Source organism: Natronorubrum tibetense GA33, assembly GCF_000383975.1.
Lineage (GTDB): Archaea > Halobacteriota > Halobacteria > Halobacteriales > Natrialbaceae > Natronorubrum > Natronorubrum tibetense.
The window spans coordinates 2,770,255-2,787,878 of sequence record NZ_KB913017.1 but is presented as its reverse complement, the minus strand read 5'-3'; the positions used below and the strand labels follow the sequence as shown (position 1 = coordinate 2,787,878).

15 protein-coding genes and 1 pseudogene are annotated in these 17,624 nt (G+C 60.9%); 6 read left to right on the top strand and 10 right to left on the bottom strand.

Features of this window, described 5'->3' with window-relative positions:
• Positions 1-21: 21 nt before the first annotated feature.
• From NATTI_RS0114525 to NATTI_RS0114505, 5 genes and pseudogenes are all read right to left on the bottom strand, one after another.
• Positions 22-876: a YihY/virulence factor BrkB family protein gene (locus NATTI_RS0114525; protein WP_006090207.1), complete on the bottom strand. Its 855-nt coding sequence runs from the start codon at positions 874-876 to the stop codon at positions 22-24.
• Positions 877-978: 102 nt separating this feature from the next.
• Positions 979-1,167: pseudogene (locus NATTI_RS25430) on the bottom strand (DUF2196 domain-containing protein); the annotation flags it as partial.
• Between the two features lie 220 nt (positions 1,168-1,387).
• Complete coding sequence (msrB, locus tag NATTI_RS0114515) at positions 1,388-1,819, bottom strand: peptide-methionine (R)-S-oxide reductase MsrB (protein ID WP_006090204.1); 432 nt, start codon at positions 1,817-1,819, stop codon at positions 1,388-1,390.
• A 66-nt stretch (positions 1,820-1,885) separates the two neighbouring features.
• Positions 1,886-2,047, bottom strand: a complete 162-nt coding sequence (locus NATTI_RS26575) for a hypothetical protein (RefSeq protein ID WP_006090202.1) — start codon at positions 2,045-2,047, stop codon at positions 1,886-1,888.
• A gap of 150 nt (positions 2,048-2,197) precedes the next feature.
• A complete protein-coding gene (locus NATTI_RS0114505) occupies positions 2,198-2,773 on the bottom strand; it encodes an HTH domain-containing protein (protein WP_027119174.1) in 576 nt (191 codons plus the stop codon).
• A gap of 304 nt (positions 2,774-3,077) precedes the next feature.
• Between NATTI_RS0114505 and NATTI_RS0114500 the strand changes: the two genes are divergently transcribed.
• Positions 3,078-4,361, top strand: a complete 1,284-nt coding sequence (locus tag NATTI_RS0114500) for an ornithine cyclodeaminase (protein WP_006090199.1) — start codon at positions 3,078-3,080, stop codon at positions 4,359-4,361.
• Between the two features lie 208 nt (positions 4,362-4,569).
• Positions 4,570-5,892, top strand: coding sequence for a PQQ-binding-like beta-propeller repeat protein (locus NATTI_RS0114490; RefSeq protein ID WP_006090197.1), 1,323 nt, complete (start codon positions 4,570-4,572; stop codon positions 5,890-5,892).
• Positions 5,893-6,112: 220 nt separating this feature from the next.
• Here the strand turns inward: NATTI_RS0114490 and NATTI_RS0114485 are convergent, their stop codons facing one another.
• From NATTI_RS0114485 to NATTI_RS0114470, 4 genes are read right to left on the bottom strand one after another with little or no spacing between them, the layout of a single operon-like run.
• Entirely contained in the window at positions 6,113-9,592 is a 3,480-nt protein-coding gene (locus NATTI_RS0114485; protein WP_019991906.1) for a carboxypeptidase-like regulatory domain-containing protein, read from the bottom strand.
• Positions 9,589-10,566, bottom strand: coding sequence for a DUF7284 family protein (locus NATTI_RS0114480; protein WP_241434328.1), 978 nt, complete (start codon positions 10,564-10,566; stop codon positions 9,589-9,591). Before NATTI_RS0114480 ends, NATTI_RS0114485 begins: the two co-directional genes overlap by 4 nt.
• Positions 10,563-11,039, bottom strand: coding sequence for a DUF7285 family protein (locus NATTI_RS0114475; RefSeq protein WP_006090191.1), 477 nt, complete (start codon positions 11,037-11,039; stop codon positions 10,563-10,565). Before NATTI_RS0114475 ends, NATTI_RS0114480 begins: the two co-directional genes overlap by 4 nt.
• The gene (locus NATTI_RS0114470; RefSeq protein WP_006090190.1) at positions 11,017-12,072 is read right to left on the bottom strand and encodes a DUF7283 family protein; all 1,056 of its coding nucleotides are present in this window, start codon (positions 12,070-12,072) and stop codon (positions 11,017-11,019) included. The genes NATTI_RS0114475 and NATTI_RS0114470 overlap by 23 nt, the downstream gene beginning before the upstream one ends.
• Positions 12,073-12,271: 199 nt before the next feature.
• Between NATTI_RS0114470 and NATTI_RS0114460 the strand changes: the two genes are divergently transcribed.
• The 4 genes from NATTI_RS0114460 (at position 12,272) to NATTI_RS26570 (ending at position 16,409) form a co-directional block, all read left to right on the top strand.
• Positions 12,272-13,426 (top strand): DNA polymerase V family protein, encoded by a 1,155-nt coding sequence (locus tag NATTI_RS0114460; RefSeq protein WP_241434327.1) that lies wholly within the window; start codon positions 12,272-12,274, stop codon positions 13,424-13,426.
• A 76-nt stretch (positions 13,427-13,502) separates the two neighbouring features.
• Positions 13,503-15,161: a bacterio-opsin activator domain-containing protein gene (locus NATTI_RS0114455; protein ID WP_006090186.1), complete on the top strand. Its 1,659-nt coding sequence runs from the start codon at positions 13,503-13,505 to the stop codon at positions 15,159-15,161.
• A 64-nt stretch (positions 15,162-15,225) separates the two neighbouring features.
• The gene (locus NATTI_RS0114450; RefSeq protein WP_006090184.1) at positions 15,226-16,176 is read left to right on the top strand and encodes a phytoene/squalene synthase family protein; all 951 of its coding nucleotides are present in this window, start codon (positions 15,226-15,228) and stop codon (positions 16,174-16,176) included.
• Positions 16,177-16,256: 80 nt separating this feature from the next.
• Positions 16,257-16,409: a hypothetical protein gene (locus NATTI_RS26570; RefSeq protein WP_006090183.1), complete on the top strand. Its 153-nt coding sequence runs from the start codon at positions 16,257-16,259 to the stop codon at positions 16,407-16,409.
• A gap of 311 nt (positions 16,410-16,720) precedes the next feature.
• Here NATTI_RS26570 and cruF read toward each other — a convergent pair whose 3' ends face one another.
• Complete coding sequence (cruF, locus tag NATTI_RS0114440) at positions 16,721-17,605, bottom strand: bisanhydrobacterioruberin hydratase (protein WP_006090181.1); 885 nt, start codon at positions 17,603-17,605, stop codon at positions 16,721-16,723.
• Positions 17,606-17,624 lie beyond the last annotated feature (19 nt).

The following is a 17,624-nucleotide window of genomic DNA, read 5'->3' as shown; positions in this document are numbered from 1 at the left end:
ATTCGCCAAACGAATGGTCCATCAGGCGTACTTCTGCCACACTTCTCGCATCGGAACCCACCCGTCTTCGGGGTCGACGTGGTCCGCGAGGACGGCGTTGAGGACGGCTCCCAGCAGGAGACAGAGCCCGCCGAGGTAGACCCACGTCAGGATGATCAGGATCGCGCCGGCGATACCGAAGAGTGCGATGCTCTCGGAGGTCGCGACGTAGATTCTGAAGCTGACCGCCAGGACGGTCCACGAGAGGGCGGCGAACGCCGTTCCCGGTAGGACCTCGCCGACCGAGACGTCGGGCTGGGGGAAGAAGTAGTACATCGGGAGAAAGACTGCCAGCAAGAGGCCCGCAAGGACTACGGCGCTAGCGGCCGTCGCCAGGACACCCCCAACCAGTATCGAGAAGCTGATTCCGACGACGCTGACCAGCGCCACACCGATCGCGAGCGTCGCCGTCACGAACACGACGTTGAGCGCCGTCACGAGCGTCACCGTCGCGGCCGTGTTAACGTACGATTCGCGCTTCCGGGAGCCGTAGACGTCCGTAAACGCGCTGTTGACTGCCTGAAACAGCCGGACTGCGCTCCACAGCAAAATAATCAACGCGAGCAACGCCGCTCGCATCCGGTCGGCCCCGCTGCCGGCCATTTCCTCGAGACCCTCGTCCGTCACGACGCCCTCGAGACCCGCCGCCGACTCCAGTGCGGTCACCAAGGGCTCGAATGCGTCGGCGAGCGTCACGGCGACGAGGGCCAGGATGACCAGCGGGACCAGCGTATTGAACCCGTGGTAGGCCAGCCCCGCGGACTTGACGCTGATCTGTCGTTCGCGAGCGACCGCGGCGACATCTCGGACAAGTGAGGAGAGACTCGAGTCGGCCATGGTTCGATATCGACGGCGCGCCGGATATCGATTGGGCCGGCAGGCGGGTCAGAGCGCGTCTCGGCGCGGCACTGAAGCGGTGAAAACGAGCGAGGGGAGGTGTTATTCGTCGGGACGGATCGACTGCACGTGACCGACGACACCGTTTTTGAGTTCGACCTCCGGTCCGTCGGGTTCGTCGCCGCAGATCGTCGCAACCTCGCCGATGATCGGCTCCTGATCCTCGGATTGGACGTCCTGGTCGCCCTGGACGTCCTCGACGGTGACCCCCTGTCGCAACTCCTCGGCAGAGGTCGTCGTGAGTGCGACGAGCGACTGCGTGGAAGACGCGGAGCGTCTTCCTTTGGATGAATGAGCGCTTCTGGCGCGAGCGAATCGGTTGGGGAGGACGTGGCACTCACCACCGCCAGCGACGGCAGAACGCTTATTTTATCGCATTCACGCCGATCACGTGACCGACAAGTAAGCCCAACCACTAAGCACCAGTTCCAGAGAACCGATCGTCGATCAACTACTCGTCGTCGAACTCGAGTGCCGCGGAGTTGATACAGTAGCGTTTTCCGGTGGGTTCGGGACCGTCCTCGAAGACGTGACCGAGGTGACCGCCGCAGTTCGCACAGAGGACCTCGGTGCGTTGCATCCCGTGGCTGTTGTCCGGTCGGGTCTCGACGATGTCGTCGTCGGCGTCGTAGAAACTCGGCCAGCCGCAGCCGGATTCGAACTTCGTCTCCGAGTCGAACAGCTCGGTCCCGCAGCCGGCACAGGTGTAGCTGCCGTCGTCCTTGTGGTCGACGTACTCGCCGCTGAACGGGGCTTCGGTCCCGGCCTCGCGCAGGATTCGGTACTGTTCCTCGCTCAGTTCCGCTCGCCACTCGGCGTCGCTCGATGGGAGGTCGGCGTCGGACTGGCGGTCTCGGGATTGCTCGTCAGCGTCGTGTTCCATACGCATCCTACGGGCGAGAGACTCAAGAGTCTGTCCGCATTCGTTCCCGCCCGTCCAACGGCGTCTTTATCGGCTCGTGATAACGTCCGTGCTCTCGCAGTCGGGACACTGAGTCATTCGACCCAGCTTCGGGACATCGATCCGACGCCAGGCATCGTCACCGCCGGGGGCTTCGAAGCCGCAGTTTCGACACCGTGACGGACCGAACGTGACTGATTCGCTCACCATACGCGGTGTATGCTATGTAATGGCATAGTAATTGTCCACGACGGTAGTGAACGTTCCGATAGCCGTACTGTAGGTGCAGTATTTCAGAGTCGGCTCGAGAGCGAGTGGACGCTGGAGAACGAACGACCCCCCACGGTCGATCGACAGTCGTCAGTCGGAGCTCGGTGAGAACGGTTCGATACGGCCCCGTCCGTAGCTGACAGTGTGGCCGGACGGTCGGTCGGTCGTCACCTCGTCCCGTCGGCGATCACCGTCGACGGTCAAATTCCGGTCCGTACGCTCGAGGAGCGCTTCGAACCGGTCGAAGACGTCGATCGTTCGCTCGCCGGCCTGACACGGCGCAACGTGAAGCAGTTCGCCGTCCTCGTCGAACTCCGCAAGCGCGACCGTCGGGAGCCGCCAGACATCGTGAGAGTTCCCGGTTATCGTCGACTCGATATGTGCGTTCCGGAAGAACGGATCGAGCTGTCGGCCGGTGGAAGCCGCCCACCGCTCGAACGCTTCGAGGCGCGTTTCGATTCGCTGGAGCTGTGGGATCCGAAAGGCGTGGTCCGTCTGTTCGATTTCTTTGCCCCAGACGCCGACCTCGACCGACTCGATCGGGTCGCTCGACTCGAGTTCCTCGAGTCGCTCGAGGGCGCGTTTTTGGGTGGGTCCCGCGCTGGTGGGCGTAAACGATCGGATCCAGAGCTCGACGGTCGTGGGGGTAGGAGTATGGTTCGACACGTTGTGCTTGCTGTCGTCGGAAACGTACAAAAGTGTTGGCGCAGCTATCAACCTCCCTGAAATACCGCTTCAAGCGTTCTGTGGGGAATATCAGTCACTCGAGGGATAACGATGCGAAGCCGATATCGACAATCAGCGCTGCGTGTGGGAATCCGTGATTGCCACTCACAATAGGCAGTCGGTAACCAAAAGGAATCGTCCACCGACGATCCCATCCGACAACGATCAGTGACCGACGCCGAATCGCTGGCTCGTCGGCCCACAACGCACACATTCACGGTCCCTGGTCGCCAACCCATCACCGATGACAGTTGCGCGAACCGTCGAACTCGAGGGGCACATCATCGACTCGGGGACGATGGGCATGTGTTTCGGGGTCGTGATGGATATGGGCGGCGAGTTCGAGGTCGAGGAGTTCGAGGTCGGCCGCCACAAGCACGCCGAGACGTACTGCCGGATGCGGGTGATGGCCGAGACCGAGGAGGAACTTCGGGCCATCCTCCACGAACTCAACCAACAGGGCGCGACCGTGGCCGATCCGCGGGACGCGACGCTCGAGGCGGCCCCCGAGGACGGGGTCGTCCCGGTCGAGTTCTACTCGACGACGAACCACCCGACCTACGTCCGCGTCGACGGCGAGTACGTCGAGGTCGAGGACGTCGAGATGGACTGTGCGTTGATCGTCGAACGAGCGGGTCCGGAGTACCCACAGGAAGTCGGCGACGGCGACGATGCCGACGACGGAGAAAGCGATGACGGCACGCGCGTGTACACGAAAGTCCTCAACGCCGTCGAGGAGGGCGACCTCGTCGTCACCGGCGAGACGGGTATTCGCGTCGAACCGCCCGAACGGCCCCGGAACGGCGGCGGCTCCTTTGGGTTCATGCAGGGCGGGGTCTCGAGCGAACGCCCCTCCGCGTCGCTGATCGAGGAGATCGCCAACGAGATGCGAGAGGTACGCGAGAACGACGGCAACGTGCTCGTCGTCTGCGGCCCGGCGATCGTCCACTCCGGAGGGCGGAACGCGCTGGCCGACATCGTCCGTGCGGGCTACATCGACGGCCTGAGCGCCGGGAACGGCTTTGCCGTCCACGACTTGGAGAGGGACCTCTACGGCACGTCGCTGGGCGTCGACACGGAGAGTTTAGAGCACCCGCGAAAGGGCCACAAACACCACATCTACACGATCAGCGAAATCGCCCGCCTCGGCGGGATCGAAGCCGCCGTCGACGACGGGATCATCGACGAGGGCGTGATGTACGAGTGTATCGAAAACGAGGTTCCCTACGTCCTCGCGGGCTCGATCCGCGACGACGGGCCGCTGCCGGACACGATCACCGACTCGCTCGAGGCCCAGGACGCGATCCGCGAGCAGGCCCAGGAGGCCGATCTCGTGCTTATGCTCTCGACGCTGTTGCACTCCGTCGCCGTCGGGAACTGCCTCCCTTCGACCACCAAAACCGTCTGCGTCGACATCAATCCCGCAACCGTCACCCAACTGCTCGACCGCGGCAGCGCACAGGCCATCGGTATGGTGACCGACATCGGGACGTTCATCCCGATGTTGCGCGACGAGTTGCTCGAGTAACGGTTGCCCGTCCGCTCATCGTCCGTCTCGCTCGTCGAGCGTCTCGAGGCCCAGATTCTCGGCGACCCGGAGACGTCGAACTCCATCTCGTCCATGAGTGCCGATCCTTCGAGATGACCGCTCCGTCTTCGACCATAGCATACGTTTTGAAGACAATATCTCCGTGTGAGAACATATTTAGTTGATTGGTTCAGATAGTTCGTATAAGATGGAAGAGCGATCGAATCGAACACGCCGACAGTGGCTCGCCGTCTGTGGCGGTGCAACGGTGGGTCTGTCAACACTTGCCGGCTGTATGAGCAGTGACGACGAGTCGGAGACCGGCAATGGTGACGATGAAGACGACGAGACGGAGGAAACTGACAACGGCGAGTCCACTGAAACAGCGAGCGGTTCGTGGCCAATGGACCGGTTTACCGCCGACAATCAGATGGTCGCCGACGATCGGAGCGGTCCCGATGGCCCCCTCGAGGAACGTTGGACGACCGAAGTAGAAGATGTGACGTTGTCGGCTCCCGTCGTCGATCACGGACTAATTGTCGTCGCCGACGAAACCCCAACGCTGCACGCAGTCGATCTAGCGAGCGGCGAAATCGAGTGGACGTTTGAGGCCGAACTACCGCCACGAGCACCGTCGAACCCCCAATGGGATCCGACGACACCAGCAGTGACCGACGACGCCGTGTATTTCCTCACCGACAAACTCTACGCGATTGACCCGGACGAAGGCGAGGAGTTGTGGTCCATCGAACTCGGGTCGTTGTACGCTGGTGACATTCGAGTCTTCGACGGGATCGTGTACGTCAACAACGACGGAGAGCTGTACGCGATTGATACCGACGACGAGGACATTATCTGGGAGAACGAAGCCAGTGGAACAGAAGATATCGCGGTTGGAGACGATGGAACACTCTTTGTAATCCGGCGTACGAACAACGGAAACGATTACGAGGCGTTGGCCTTCGATGTCTTCGAAGATGAGTCACTGATGACGTATTCACCATCGGGGAATATCCGGTCAGGGTTTTCGTTGATGGTACAGGACAAAACAATATACACTCACGACCCAGCCAGTGTTACGGCAATCGATGCAGAAACAGGTAATTCAGAAACAGTGGCTGAGTTCGAGAAAACAGAAGAGACACACCCAGCAAACACTGCTCCACCGTCGATTGCAAACGGAGTTGTCTATTCTGGAGGGACATACAACTATCCGGCAGTGTACGCCACAGAGTTAGATACCGGTGAAGAACCCGAGGAATGGAAGTCTGGAAATATTGAAAACGGCCCAAATGGGCTTCAACCATTCGTCTCAGATGATACGCTCTATATCTGGCGTGATCTTGGATATACACATCTGCATGCTCTCGATCCAGAAACGGGAGCGGAACAGTGGACGACGTATACACTCGATCACATAGAGACAAGTCTCCACGGATCTATGGTTGAGGGGTATGCGGTTCTCGAGGATTCTATCGTACTAACCATCAACAGTAATACCGGTCAAGTTATCGTAACACTTGAACCGTAACGACCAGTAGTGATCTCCTCCCCATAATAAACGGAGAGGAAGCTTCGCTCCCTCAATCAGCCGGGCGTATCTCGACGACGCCGGAACTTCCTATGTCGCGGGTGTCGTATTTGTTGGTGTGTAAATCGGTTAGCATGACAGAACTACTGGTTTCATGAGAACGGAGTTTTTGTGCATCCATCGAAAATTTCGCTGAATTAATCTAATTCCAGCTGATAGATCACTGTGGCCCTATATCGTCGTATTCGGTACTGTCTTCAGATGGACCCAGCGCTGCTGCCTCGTCTTCATCGAGAGCATCCTCGATCGCTCCCAATAACTCACTGAACCCGATTTCATCAGGATCTGCGAACGATGGATCGCCGGTATTCGGCGGCGCACCCGTTTGCATCGGCATGAGCCCGGGCATGATGATCACGATTTCGAGGGAGGTGTCGAACTCGATCGGTTCGACCTCGCCGATTTTCCGCTCGTTACCGTTTCCGAGATCAATGTCAACATCCATCCGATCGCGAACGTATGTCGTACTCTCACCGTTGGCTGGACCACCCGCCGTCGCACTGATCTCGAACCGAGAGTACTCGCCCTCGAGATCGAGATTGTAGCTATTAAGTTGCAAGACGTACAGCGCCGGTGGCCACGGAATCAGCGGCAGCCCGGGTGTCGGAAGCCGCTGGTTGTATTCGGCTCCGAGCGCCGCGTGCTCGCCGGCGATATCGTTATCCATCACCGTAGAGCCCGGCGGACGAACCGACGGCACTTCACTATTGTCGACCGTCTCGAGGTCCATATACGTCGGTGACCCGGAGACTTCAAACTCCATCTCTTCCATGAGCGCCGATCCCTCGAGATGACCGTTGCGTTCCTCGACATCCCCGGCGAAGATATCCTGAATGAACCCGAGGGAGTCGTCGAGTGCACCATCACCGGTGGACATCGCGTCGTCGACGTCCTCGACCGTCTCCTCGTGGAACTCTGCCATCTCCTCGATCCGATCGGTGAGGCTGTCGAAGTAGGCCTGTCGAACCGCCATTCGAATCAGGTCCGGAACGTTATCGTACGACCCCGTCGCCATGATCTCGTCTTCGAACGCTAAGACGTTTTTTTCCAACTCCCTGAACGGCGAGTCCCCACTCAGGAACTCGACTCGCTCTTCTGTTACCGGCTCAACGTCTTTCTTGACGAGCGCGTTTATCTCGTAAAGGTCGTCTTTCAGCCACGTCTCGAGTTCGTCCATGTCGAGATCGGATCCGCGCTCGAGATCACTGAAGTCGTAGCTCGTCGAACTGGCTCCGTTGATCGAGCTTTCGATCGTGCTCTCGACCTCCTCCTCGGGAGAGTCGTCGGAATCCGGAATGTGTCTGATCGATATCGAATCGTTGATCTCGGCTTCGATCTGGTCTTCGAGATCGTCTCCCGAATCGAGCGAGCCGACGTTGAGCAACGTTTCCAGTGAATCGACGACGACGGGTTCGAAGTTATCTGGGTCCGAAAGTCCGGCAATAGCGCCACGGTCGTCGTACCCCTCACCGGCTTCGAAATCGTCGTGGATCCGACTCTCGGGGACCTCGAGGTCGTCCACGGGATCGGCGTCGATATCGACACTGACCGAGACCGTTTGCGTCTCAGGCGATCGGAGTTCGGTTATCGTGTCGCTTCCGTTTTCCGTGCTATTTTCGAAGACCGATCGCTCCTGATACTCGAACTCGACGTTGATATCGAGACTGTGGATGTCACGATCGGAGTACTCGCCCTGAGTGGTTTGCCAGTCTTGGGACAACGAGACGTCGACGTCCTCGATCCCCTCGGAGCTGTACTCCGAGTACTCATACGAGTAGTTCTCCGGTGACCCGCTCCGGTTTGTCGGAAGCGACCAAGGCGACGTGCTCGTCGTTCGCTCGACGTCGACATCGTATATCCTATCAATGTACTCGTCCTCCATGGAACTGCCGGGAAAGCTCTCGTCGTACCCGATCGGCGACTCACTGCCGTCGATCTCGCCTGGATTCATCGCGCCGGGTAGTTCGCCCAGTTCGTCGGTCAGCAAGTCGACACCGATCAGCTCGTAGTACGCGATATCCGCCATATCGTTCGGCGTAATCTCCTCTTCTGCAGTCAGTGGATCCATATCGCCGAACAGACTATCGATGATCTCAGCTAACGACGGTGCGTCCGGGAGATCTCCGTCTTTGTCACCGAAGATATAGTCCCGGTACTCATCACAGATACTCTCCTGGATATCCGGATCCTCGAGATGATCGAATATCCCTGCGTCCGATTCGAGCTCGTCGAGCGCCGCGTCATCTTCCGGCGTGAGTATCACGGCACGTGACTGATCGACCTCGACCATCTCTGAGTAGTCCTCGTAGCCTTCGGCGAAGATCTCGAGGGTAAACTCCGTCTGTCCGTCATCGAGGGCGAACGATCCGTCGACGCCCTCCTCGTAGACGAGTCCGTCGTCCGTCCAGAGGTGAACATCAGCGTCTTCGATCGGCTCCCCCGTCGGACTGTAGATATCGATCGAACGGTCCGTCGACCAGGAGAGACTGACCGTCGTCCGGTTGTCCGTCTCGTCGAACTCCACACTCCGCTCGAGGCGCTCGTGATCGTCTTTCACGACCACGACATCGTACGACCCCGGCTCGTCCAGTTCGAACGAAACGTCGCCGGAGGCGTCCGTCGTTCCCCGGTTCTCGCCGTCAACCGAGACGGTTGCACCGCTTCCCTCTAAGACGGAGACCGACGACCCGAACGACTCGTCTTCGTCGTCATCGTCGCCGACCATCTCGTCCATCATATCTGCGGCAAAACACGCCCACGCAGGACGCATCACACGGTCGGCGTACGGATCGACGGCATCGTCGCCGAACACCTCTTTCTGGACGCCGAAGATGGCGTCGTTCGCCATCACCTCTGTATGATCGTGTTTGAGGATTTCGTCGAACGTCCATGGATCCCGGTCATCCCCGGTACCTGAATCCAGGCGATTGATAACCGACTTGAAGTACGCCATCGGGTAGAGACGCACGGCCGTCTTGTGAGCGAAATTGTCGAGATCGGACGGACTCCCTTCGAAGAAGCCCTCGTTGAGGCTCTCGTTGAACTCCTGGGTCTTCTCCTGTAGCTCGAAGATCGGCGTGCCGACGGTGACGGTAAGCTCCTCGAGCGTCCGCTCGCTGATGACTCGATCGCCGTCCTCGAGCGTGATCGTCACCTCCTCGAGTGTGACCTCGATCGTACCGGTATCGGGGTGGGCGATGTCGACCCTCTCGTCGGCATCGCCGACTGCGGTGTTGGGAGTGGCTGAGAGGCCGTCGATGGACACCGTCGTTTCGGCGTCGCCGATCGTCTGGCCCGCGTTCGGCAGCGCCTGCTCGGCCCGCAGGTGGATCAGAAGTTTGAGATACGTCTCGAACACGTCGTCCGGATCGCCATCGAGGGCGTCCAGTTCGGACGTTGTCACCGGCTGGGCCGCAGCCTGATGGGTCGCGTCGACGACCGCACCACGGAGTTCGTTCTGGGCTGCCGATTCGGTCTGCTCCATCGCGAGCGTCTGATCGACGTTCGTTTCGGGCGTATCGCGCGACTCGAGGACTCCTACGATCATGATGCTGCTGACGAGCATCAGGACGCCGATGATCGCGAACGGAACTCGTGCTCGGTCGTCGATCGAGATGGTGTGTGGTCGGTGTCGTGTCATGGATCCCACGTATAAACGGCCAGTTCGACGGTTCCCGGCGAGACTGTCTCTTCGAAGTACGACTCCAGTTCGTCCTCGTCGGAACCGATTTCGTCGAGGTCGTCGCCGGTCTGGCCCGACTGGAGGTCGTCGGCGATCAGGTCGGCAAGACCGTCGACCAGTTCCTCGTTGGCGTCGTCGGCTCGAGCCTCGGATCGAGCCAGCGGAGCCTCGTCCCGGTCGAGATCGGCGCCAACGAGGTCGGCCATTCGAAGGTAGTGCGTGGACTTGATTGCCCGATCGAGGTTCTGACGCTCGAGGGCCAGTTGCGATCGCTCGGTGGGGAAGTAGCCCTCGACGATCGACGCCGCGATCAGTTCGGCGGCCTCGTCGGCACCCTCGTTGGCGTAGGTATCGGCCAACGCGCCGTCGTCGACGGTCGGCATGCCGCTGTCTGCGGTCATGGTGACGGCACTGAAGTCGTCGGTAACCGGCGGTTGGCTACCGACGGTAGTGTTGCCGTGGATCGACGCCTCGTCGTAGGGCTGCCAGGTAGCGGTGACGTAGACCTGGTGGGTGGCCCCGACGAGACGGCTCTCGACGTGTGCGGCGACGCTCTCGCCGAACGAGTCTGCGTACAGAATCAACTGCGCTCCGTCGAATTCCGCGTTCACGACCGCCGCTTCGGCGATCGTGCCGACCGCTGGGCCGTACATCGTTCGCTCGTAGCTCTCGATCCCTTCGGGTTCGTCGTAGTGACTGCTGTTCGTCACGTTCTCGACACCGTAGACGACCGAGACGGTCGACCCGCTGAGGGTTTCGGCGGTGTGATCGGCCCGATCGGCCTCGAGACCGTCCTCATCGTCGTTGAGGTAAAGCCCGATCACGAGGACGCTTGCCGTGATCAACAACAGCGCCAGGGCGATGTCGAGAACGGTACTGACGGCGCGGTCGGATGTCACCGGTTCGGTGCGAACGACTCGATCGGCTCTCACGGCGACCACACCTCAACGTGAAGGGTTCCGCCACGAACGTCACCGGCGACGTCGGTCTCGACGGGGATGGGACGCTCGCTGACCTGTGTCTCGATCCCGGAGCCGTCCTCGGGTGGGCCCTCCTGTGGGGACGCTCTCGTTCCATCCGAGTCGAAATGCACGTCGTCGACGACACGTTCGTGGCCGTCATCATCGATTATCGTCACCTCGACGTAGACGTTCTGTCCCTGTGGCAACGACGACATCTCGATATCGGAGAGATCGGTACCGCGATCGGATGAGTAGACGCCATCGTGAGAGATGTCGTCCCAGATGAGATCGATCGCGACGTCGTCGGAGGTTCGATCGGTCCGGTCCGTGAGTACGTCGGTAACGAACCCGCCGTAGAGGACGATCGCCATCCCCACGACGATGATGGCAACCAGTGCCGCGAGCGGCTCCGTCTGGCCCTTAGACGACGACGAGTGTAACATGGTATTTCTCCGTCTCGTCGTTTAGTTCGATCCAGTTCAGTTCGTCTGCGCGCTCCTCGGAGTCCGTACCGAGCGGACAGAGATGCGCATCGTCCGACGAGGAATCGAGCGTCGCGCTGCACGTAGTCCCGTCGAACTCGGCAGTGACGGTGAGTGGATAGTCGCCGACCCAGACGTCCTCGTCTTCCCCACGATATTCGTAATCCAAATGGACATATTGCGTACTGGTTCCCCTATGAGTCCACTCTCGCTCCGTCTCGTAGAGCGGGTTGAGTTCGTCTTCCGGGTCGGTCTCGTCCTCACAGTCGCTCAACCAGCAGCGTGCCGAGTCGACCCAGTCCGAAAACGTATCCGCAACCTCGCTCCAGAACGAACTGGAACCATCATATTCCTCCTCTACGATCGACGTTCCGGTGACAGTGTAGTGGACATCAGTACTTTCGTCACCGAACCCCGAGAATGAAGCGTCGATCTTTCGAGGAACGGTGTACTCGTCGGTGATGATGTCGACGGTCTGGTGGTCGGTGGCTTCAACGTGAATATCACGGACCTCGTTGGGTTCTACGGCGACCTGCCGAACGGTTAGTTCCTCCGACGCGGTCAGCCACTCGCCGGCGTTGTCCTCCTCGGCAGCAGCGAGGCGATCCATGAACACCGTCGCTGCGTCTTCGTGCGGCTCGTCGATTTCGTCCTCGAACTCCTCCTCGAACGTCTCGCCGTAGACGAGTCGCTCGAGTCGATCGTCGCCGTTGACGACGACGACCTGCTCGTACCTGAGACTCGAGCGATCCGTTCCCTCCTCGTTTCGCAGTTCGATGGTTGTCCCGTCGATCTTGATCTCGTCGGCATCGTAGCCGTAGGTCGAGGCGGCCTCGTAGGAACTACCGGACGTCTCCTCGATCGCGTTCGCCGTTCCATCGGCGTCCGGCGGTGGCGCCGTCGGGAGCCCGAGCACGATGCCGGCCATCGCGAAACTGACGATGGCGACTGCTACCCACACGTACCAGGCGTCGGCGGGGGCTTCCCAGTCCATGTCCACTGTGGCCGCGTGCTAGTATTTAAACTTCAGATGTGAGAACGAAATCAGTTCGACGAACGCGAACGGCGGGTTGACGGCTACTTCCGGTCGTCCCAGGGGAACCGGGCTCATCTGAGCCGGCATCGATCGGACAGTGCTCTCGACACGTCAGTCGATATGAACGTATTTGTGAGCGGAGACGCACGATACGTGCATGCATCGGAGACGGGTGCTGGCTGCTGTCGGTGTATCGGCTGGAACACTCTCGCTCGCCGGCTGTACGACGGATCTCGGCACCGACGATTCGGACGACGGGGCCGCAGGCGACGACGGTTCTGAGGTCGAAGACGACGAGCCCAAGAGCAGTGACGAGCACGACGACGAGGCGAACAGCAGCACCGGCGACGGTGGGGATACAGCTACTGATGACGGCGACGAGCACGCTGACGATCTCGAGGACGAGGGCGACGAAACCGACGAACTCGCGGCCAACGGCGAGGCAGCCGCCCTGATCGAATCAGCCGAAGCCGAACTCGACGCGGCCGGCGACGAGTTCGATACAGCATTCGAGGAAACTGACGATCCGATGGACGACGGGTCCCACGAGGTCGAGACCCGACCGATCGATGCGCACCTCGACGCGGCCGCGGACGATCTGTCGGCCGCACGCGCTGACGCATCAGCCGAGCAACGCGAGACGATCGAGGCGCTCGAGGGCGTCGTCGAGTTCTTCCGTGACTTCGTTGCCGTCTTTTCCGCATTGGGCGACGCGATGGACGAGTTCGAACGGTGGGAACAGTACCTGGAAGTCGACCGCTGGGACGATGCGGCCAGTGCGGCCGAGCAAGCGATCGACTACAACGACGACGCGATAGAGCGGCTCACGATCACCCGATCGACCTTCGATGAGATCGACGCGGAGGCGCTCGACGGAATCGACGAGGTCGACCGCGTCGAGATGGAAGCCTCGCTCGAGAAGATCAGTGGACTCCTCGAGATGTTCGACGTGCTGTTCACGGGAAGCGGACAGATGGCCGCCGCGATGGAGCCGTTCGTAGACGGTATCGACGCGCTCGAGGAGGACCGGTTCGACGCCGCTTCGTCGGCGTTTTCGGCGTCGTCCGACGGGTTCGAGGAGGCCTATCGAACGTTCGACGAGGGTGAGGACGACGTTCCGGTGTCGTTCCAGAGCGACCTGATCGAGATGACCTGTCAGATGGACGCACTGGAGGATGCGACTGAGTACTACGCGCTCGGGGCTGAGGCGTTCGGGAATGGGGAGTACGAACGCGGCCAATCGTACTTTGCAGAGGGCGAAAGCGCAGCGGAACGGTGTGACCACGACGAGATCACCCTCTCTTTGCACTGACGACGTGCGAGCGTCGCACGGTCTCGACACGAGTCACCCACTTTCGTTATGTGGTTCAAGCACGAACCGCTAGTCGATGCACTCCGGGAAGGCACTCGCCGACGCGACCCTCGAGACGCTCCCGGTTATCGTCGGTGTGATCGATAGCGACGGGGAAATCCTGCTGACCAACCGATCCTGGCGCGAGTTCGGTCCTGACGATTACCGAGACGACCACGTTGGCCTCAACTACATCGCAACCGCCCAGATAGGTGACGATGAACACGCCAAACGTGCTGTGGAGGGAATCGAAACCGTCATCGAGGGCGGTCAAGAGACGTTTGCGATGGAGTATCCGTGTCACTCTCCCGAGCGAAAGCAGTGGTTCATGATGCGAGCCAGTCGGTTCACCGTGGCCGGCGAGGTTCGCGTCTCCGTCGTCCACCTCGAGATCACCGAGCGAAAACTGGCCGAGATCGCCGCCGAGGAAACGGCAGCGGAGCTTCGCGAGGAACACCGCACGCTCGAACACCTCCTCGACCGAATCGACGGACTTCTTCGCGACGTGACCGCCGCCGCACTCAGTGCGAGGACACGCAACGAAGTCGAACGCCGGGTCTGTTCGCGTCTCACCGACACCGATCCGTACGACCTCGCCTGGATCGGTCGGGCAGACATCGGAAATAGTCAGCTCACGCCCCACGAGTGGTCCCACGACGGCGACGTCCCGCTCGAGGACGACGACCTCTGTCTCGAGTCGGACAGGAGCCATCCGGCCGTTCGGGCGCTCGAGACGGGAGAGCCGCAGGTGATTCAAAATCTCGAGACGGTCGACGGCGCGGCCCGCTGGTGGCCCACGGGCGTCGAGCGGTACCAGTCGCTCGCCGCACTCCCCCTCACCTACGGCGACATTACCTACGGCGTGCTCGTGCTGTTCGCGACGGAGCCAGACGCCTTCGCGGAACGAGAGCGACTCGTCCTCGACTCGCTCGCCGGCACGATCGCGACCGCGATGAACGCAATCGAAACCCAGCAGATGCTCACCACCGACACGGTCGTCGAACTCGAGATCGCGATCGAGGACTCGTCGCTGTTCGTGGCGGCACTCGCGGCCGAACTCGAGGCGACGATCACCTACCGGGGGTTGACTTACGACGGGGACGGGACGCCGCTCGCGTTCTACCACGTCGACCGCCCCATCGATGCCGTTCCACCGGCGGCGGCGTTCGAAGGGGTAACCGACTGTACGATCCTGTCGACGTACGACGAGGGGGCGCTGCTGGAACTCGCCGTCGACGAGACGATCGTGACGACGCTCTCGGGACGAGGCGCCGATATTCGCCGATTCGATGCCAGCGACGCGGCCGACCAGACGGCACATCGAACCGGGACGAGCGTTCCCGTCGTCGATCTCACCGTCAACGTTCCGAACGGTCAGTCTGCCCGATCGGTGTACGATTTGCTCGAGGAGCGCGCGGCCAGCGTCGAACTGCTCAGCTACCACGAGACGGATCGGCCGCCGCGGTCGCGACAGGACGTGACGGCGCGGCTAGAGTCGTCGCTTACCGATCGCCAGTTTACGGCCCTCCGGAAGGCCTACTACGCGGACTACTTCGAGTGGCCGCGGAACGTCTCGGGCGAGGATCTGGCACAGTCGATGGACATCTCTCGGTCCACGTTTCACCAGCATCTCCGGTCGGCGCAGCGAAAGCTCCTCGACGAACTGTTCGACGGCGACCCGCTTAGTAAGGGCTAATCGTTTTATATGCATCTGTCGTACCCTTTACACCCCACAGTCGTCAGTTGGGCATGAGGAGAGAATGCAACAGGAACATATCGACGTAGGCAAGGCGATACAGCGGCAAACCGGGAAAACGTTCTATCTCGCAACGCGGTTCCTTCCGGAACGCGTTCGCCACGCCACACACGTTCTCTACGCGTTTTTCAGGATCGCAGACGAGGTTGTCGACGATGCGAACGGTACTCCGCCCGACGAACAACGCGCTGAACTCGAGGACCTCCGTGCCCAGGCCCTCGGCGAGACCGACCCTGACGGTCCCGTGCTCGAAGCGTTCGGCGAACTTCGCCGCGAGTACGATATCTCCGACGCCGAAATCAACTCCTTCATCGACGCGATGCAGTCGGATATCGACACCGACCGCTACGAGAGCTACGCCGATCTCGAGTCGTACATGCGAGGGTCGGCGTCCGCGGTCGGCGTGATGATGACTGCGATCATGGAGCCCGAGGACCGGGCGGCCGCGCTCCCACACGCCGTCAAACTCGGCGAGGCATTCCAGATGACGAATTTCCTGCGGGACGTCCGCGAGGACATTCTCGAACGCGATCGGATCTACCTCCCCCAGGAGACGCTCGATACACACGGCGTCTCACCGGAACAGATCGAACGACTCGAGTACTCGGACTCGTTCGCCGCCGCGATGGCTGCAGAACTCAAGCGAACGGAGGATCTGTATCGGGAGGGCGTCGCGGGGATTCGGTATCTCCCCGAAGACTGCCAGCTACCCGTGTTGCTCGCGGCCGTCCTCTACGCGGAACACCACACCGTTATTCGGTCCCAAAACTACGACGTCCTCAGTCGGGACCCCGCGCTGTCATCGACTCGAAAGCTGTGGTGTCTCACGAAGACCCGCTGGCACTGGCACTGGAATCGCGATCCCGAGGCCGTCTTCCGACGCGTTTCCGCCGTCCCCGCACTCGATACCGATCGGCACGACTCCGGTCACGGCGGTCACGTGCCGACACAGTGACGCCGCCGAGCGGCCGCTTATCAACTCCCACTATATTGTGGATTTCCTGTTGTGAGCTCTCGGAACGTAGTCATTCCCGTATGTCAACTGGCGATTCACACGATCCGCTCGCTACCGACCGTCGAAACGCCCGCACCACTGCGATCGGACTCGGCGTCTGGCTGACGATCACGTTGGCCGCCGTGCTCCTCTTGTTCCTGTTCGGGAGCACACTCACGTCCATCTTCGTCTGACCGCCGTCGAGTCCCGATCGGCGTCACTCCGAGATGTCCGCTTCGCCCACCACCTTCGTTTCGGCGACGACGAACTTCCTAACGTCTGCTTCGAGTGCGTTGCGACGAGGTGATCCTCGAGGTTCTGGTCGCGCGTCAACTCGTCGTGACAGAGCGGGCACTCGACCGGTGCGATAGTTGCCATACATTTTCCAGTAGCGGCGCGAGCAAAAGCCTACAGCAAGCATGTTCCCTCTCCGGATCTCAGCCTGGAGAATCGACGGACGGTGACCGAATCACCTGCCGTAGCGGTCTTCAGGAACGGATTCGCGTCACGAATTACGGCTCCCGACGCCGCTCGAGGGGAGCGAGCGTCGGATCATCTCGCGGTCGTAGCGATCCGTTCGGAACAGACCGAGACAAAACAATCCGGCGACGCCAGCCGCCAGCCAGTTGCCGTAGAGCAGGTTGATCGTTCCCCAGAGCAGGACGAAGCTCACCAGATCGTCGAGAATGAACTCGCAGTTTCGGACCCGCTCGAGCAGCGACGCCCGATCGAATGCGAGATCCACGAGGAGAACGGCGACGGTGCCCGAGAGCAGCCAGCCGACGTAGTTCGAAACGGGGACGCCGTAGTAGACGCCCGGGGGGACGAACGCCCAAAAGCCGATGGCGACGGCGGCAGGATCGAGCACGAGGTCGATCGCAACGACGGCCGCGATAGCCGCCGGAACTCTGACGAACGGATTTGCACTCCAGTCCTCGAGAACGAGCAGCGTGAGCAGATAGGCGTTCAACACCAGCGGAATGAAAAACAGCGGTAGCGCCAGCGGCACCTCTCCCAACAGCATCGGCCCGAGTTGGATGGTGTACTCGAACGCGCCGTACGGCCAGTCGGTTCGCACCCCGACGATCTCGATCGCGTACGTGTACGCCGTCAGCAGGCCCAGACAGCCGAGCGCCCACCAGCCGATCCGCGGAAGCAGACCGACGACCAACGGCGAGCGCATCACCATCGTCCCGAAGAGGATGAACAGCGGATTGTACGCCAACGGCTCCGGCATCAGTCCCTCTGCGCTGGCGACCAGCGTCACCGCGCCGACGAACGGAAAGACGACCGCGATCGTAAACCGATTCTCGCGAATGATGGTCTCGAGGCGGCGCTGAATCCGCGTTCTGGTCTCGCTCGGCCGTGTCGTCGAGTTCGATGTATCCATTCAGATCAGCCTCCTGTCG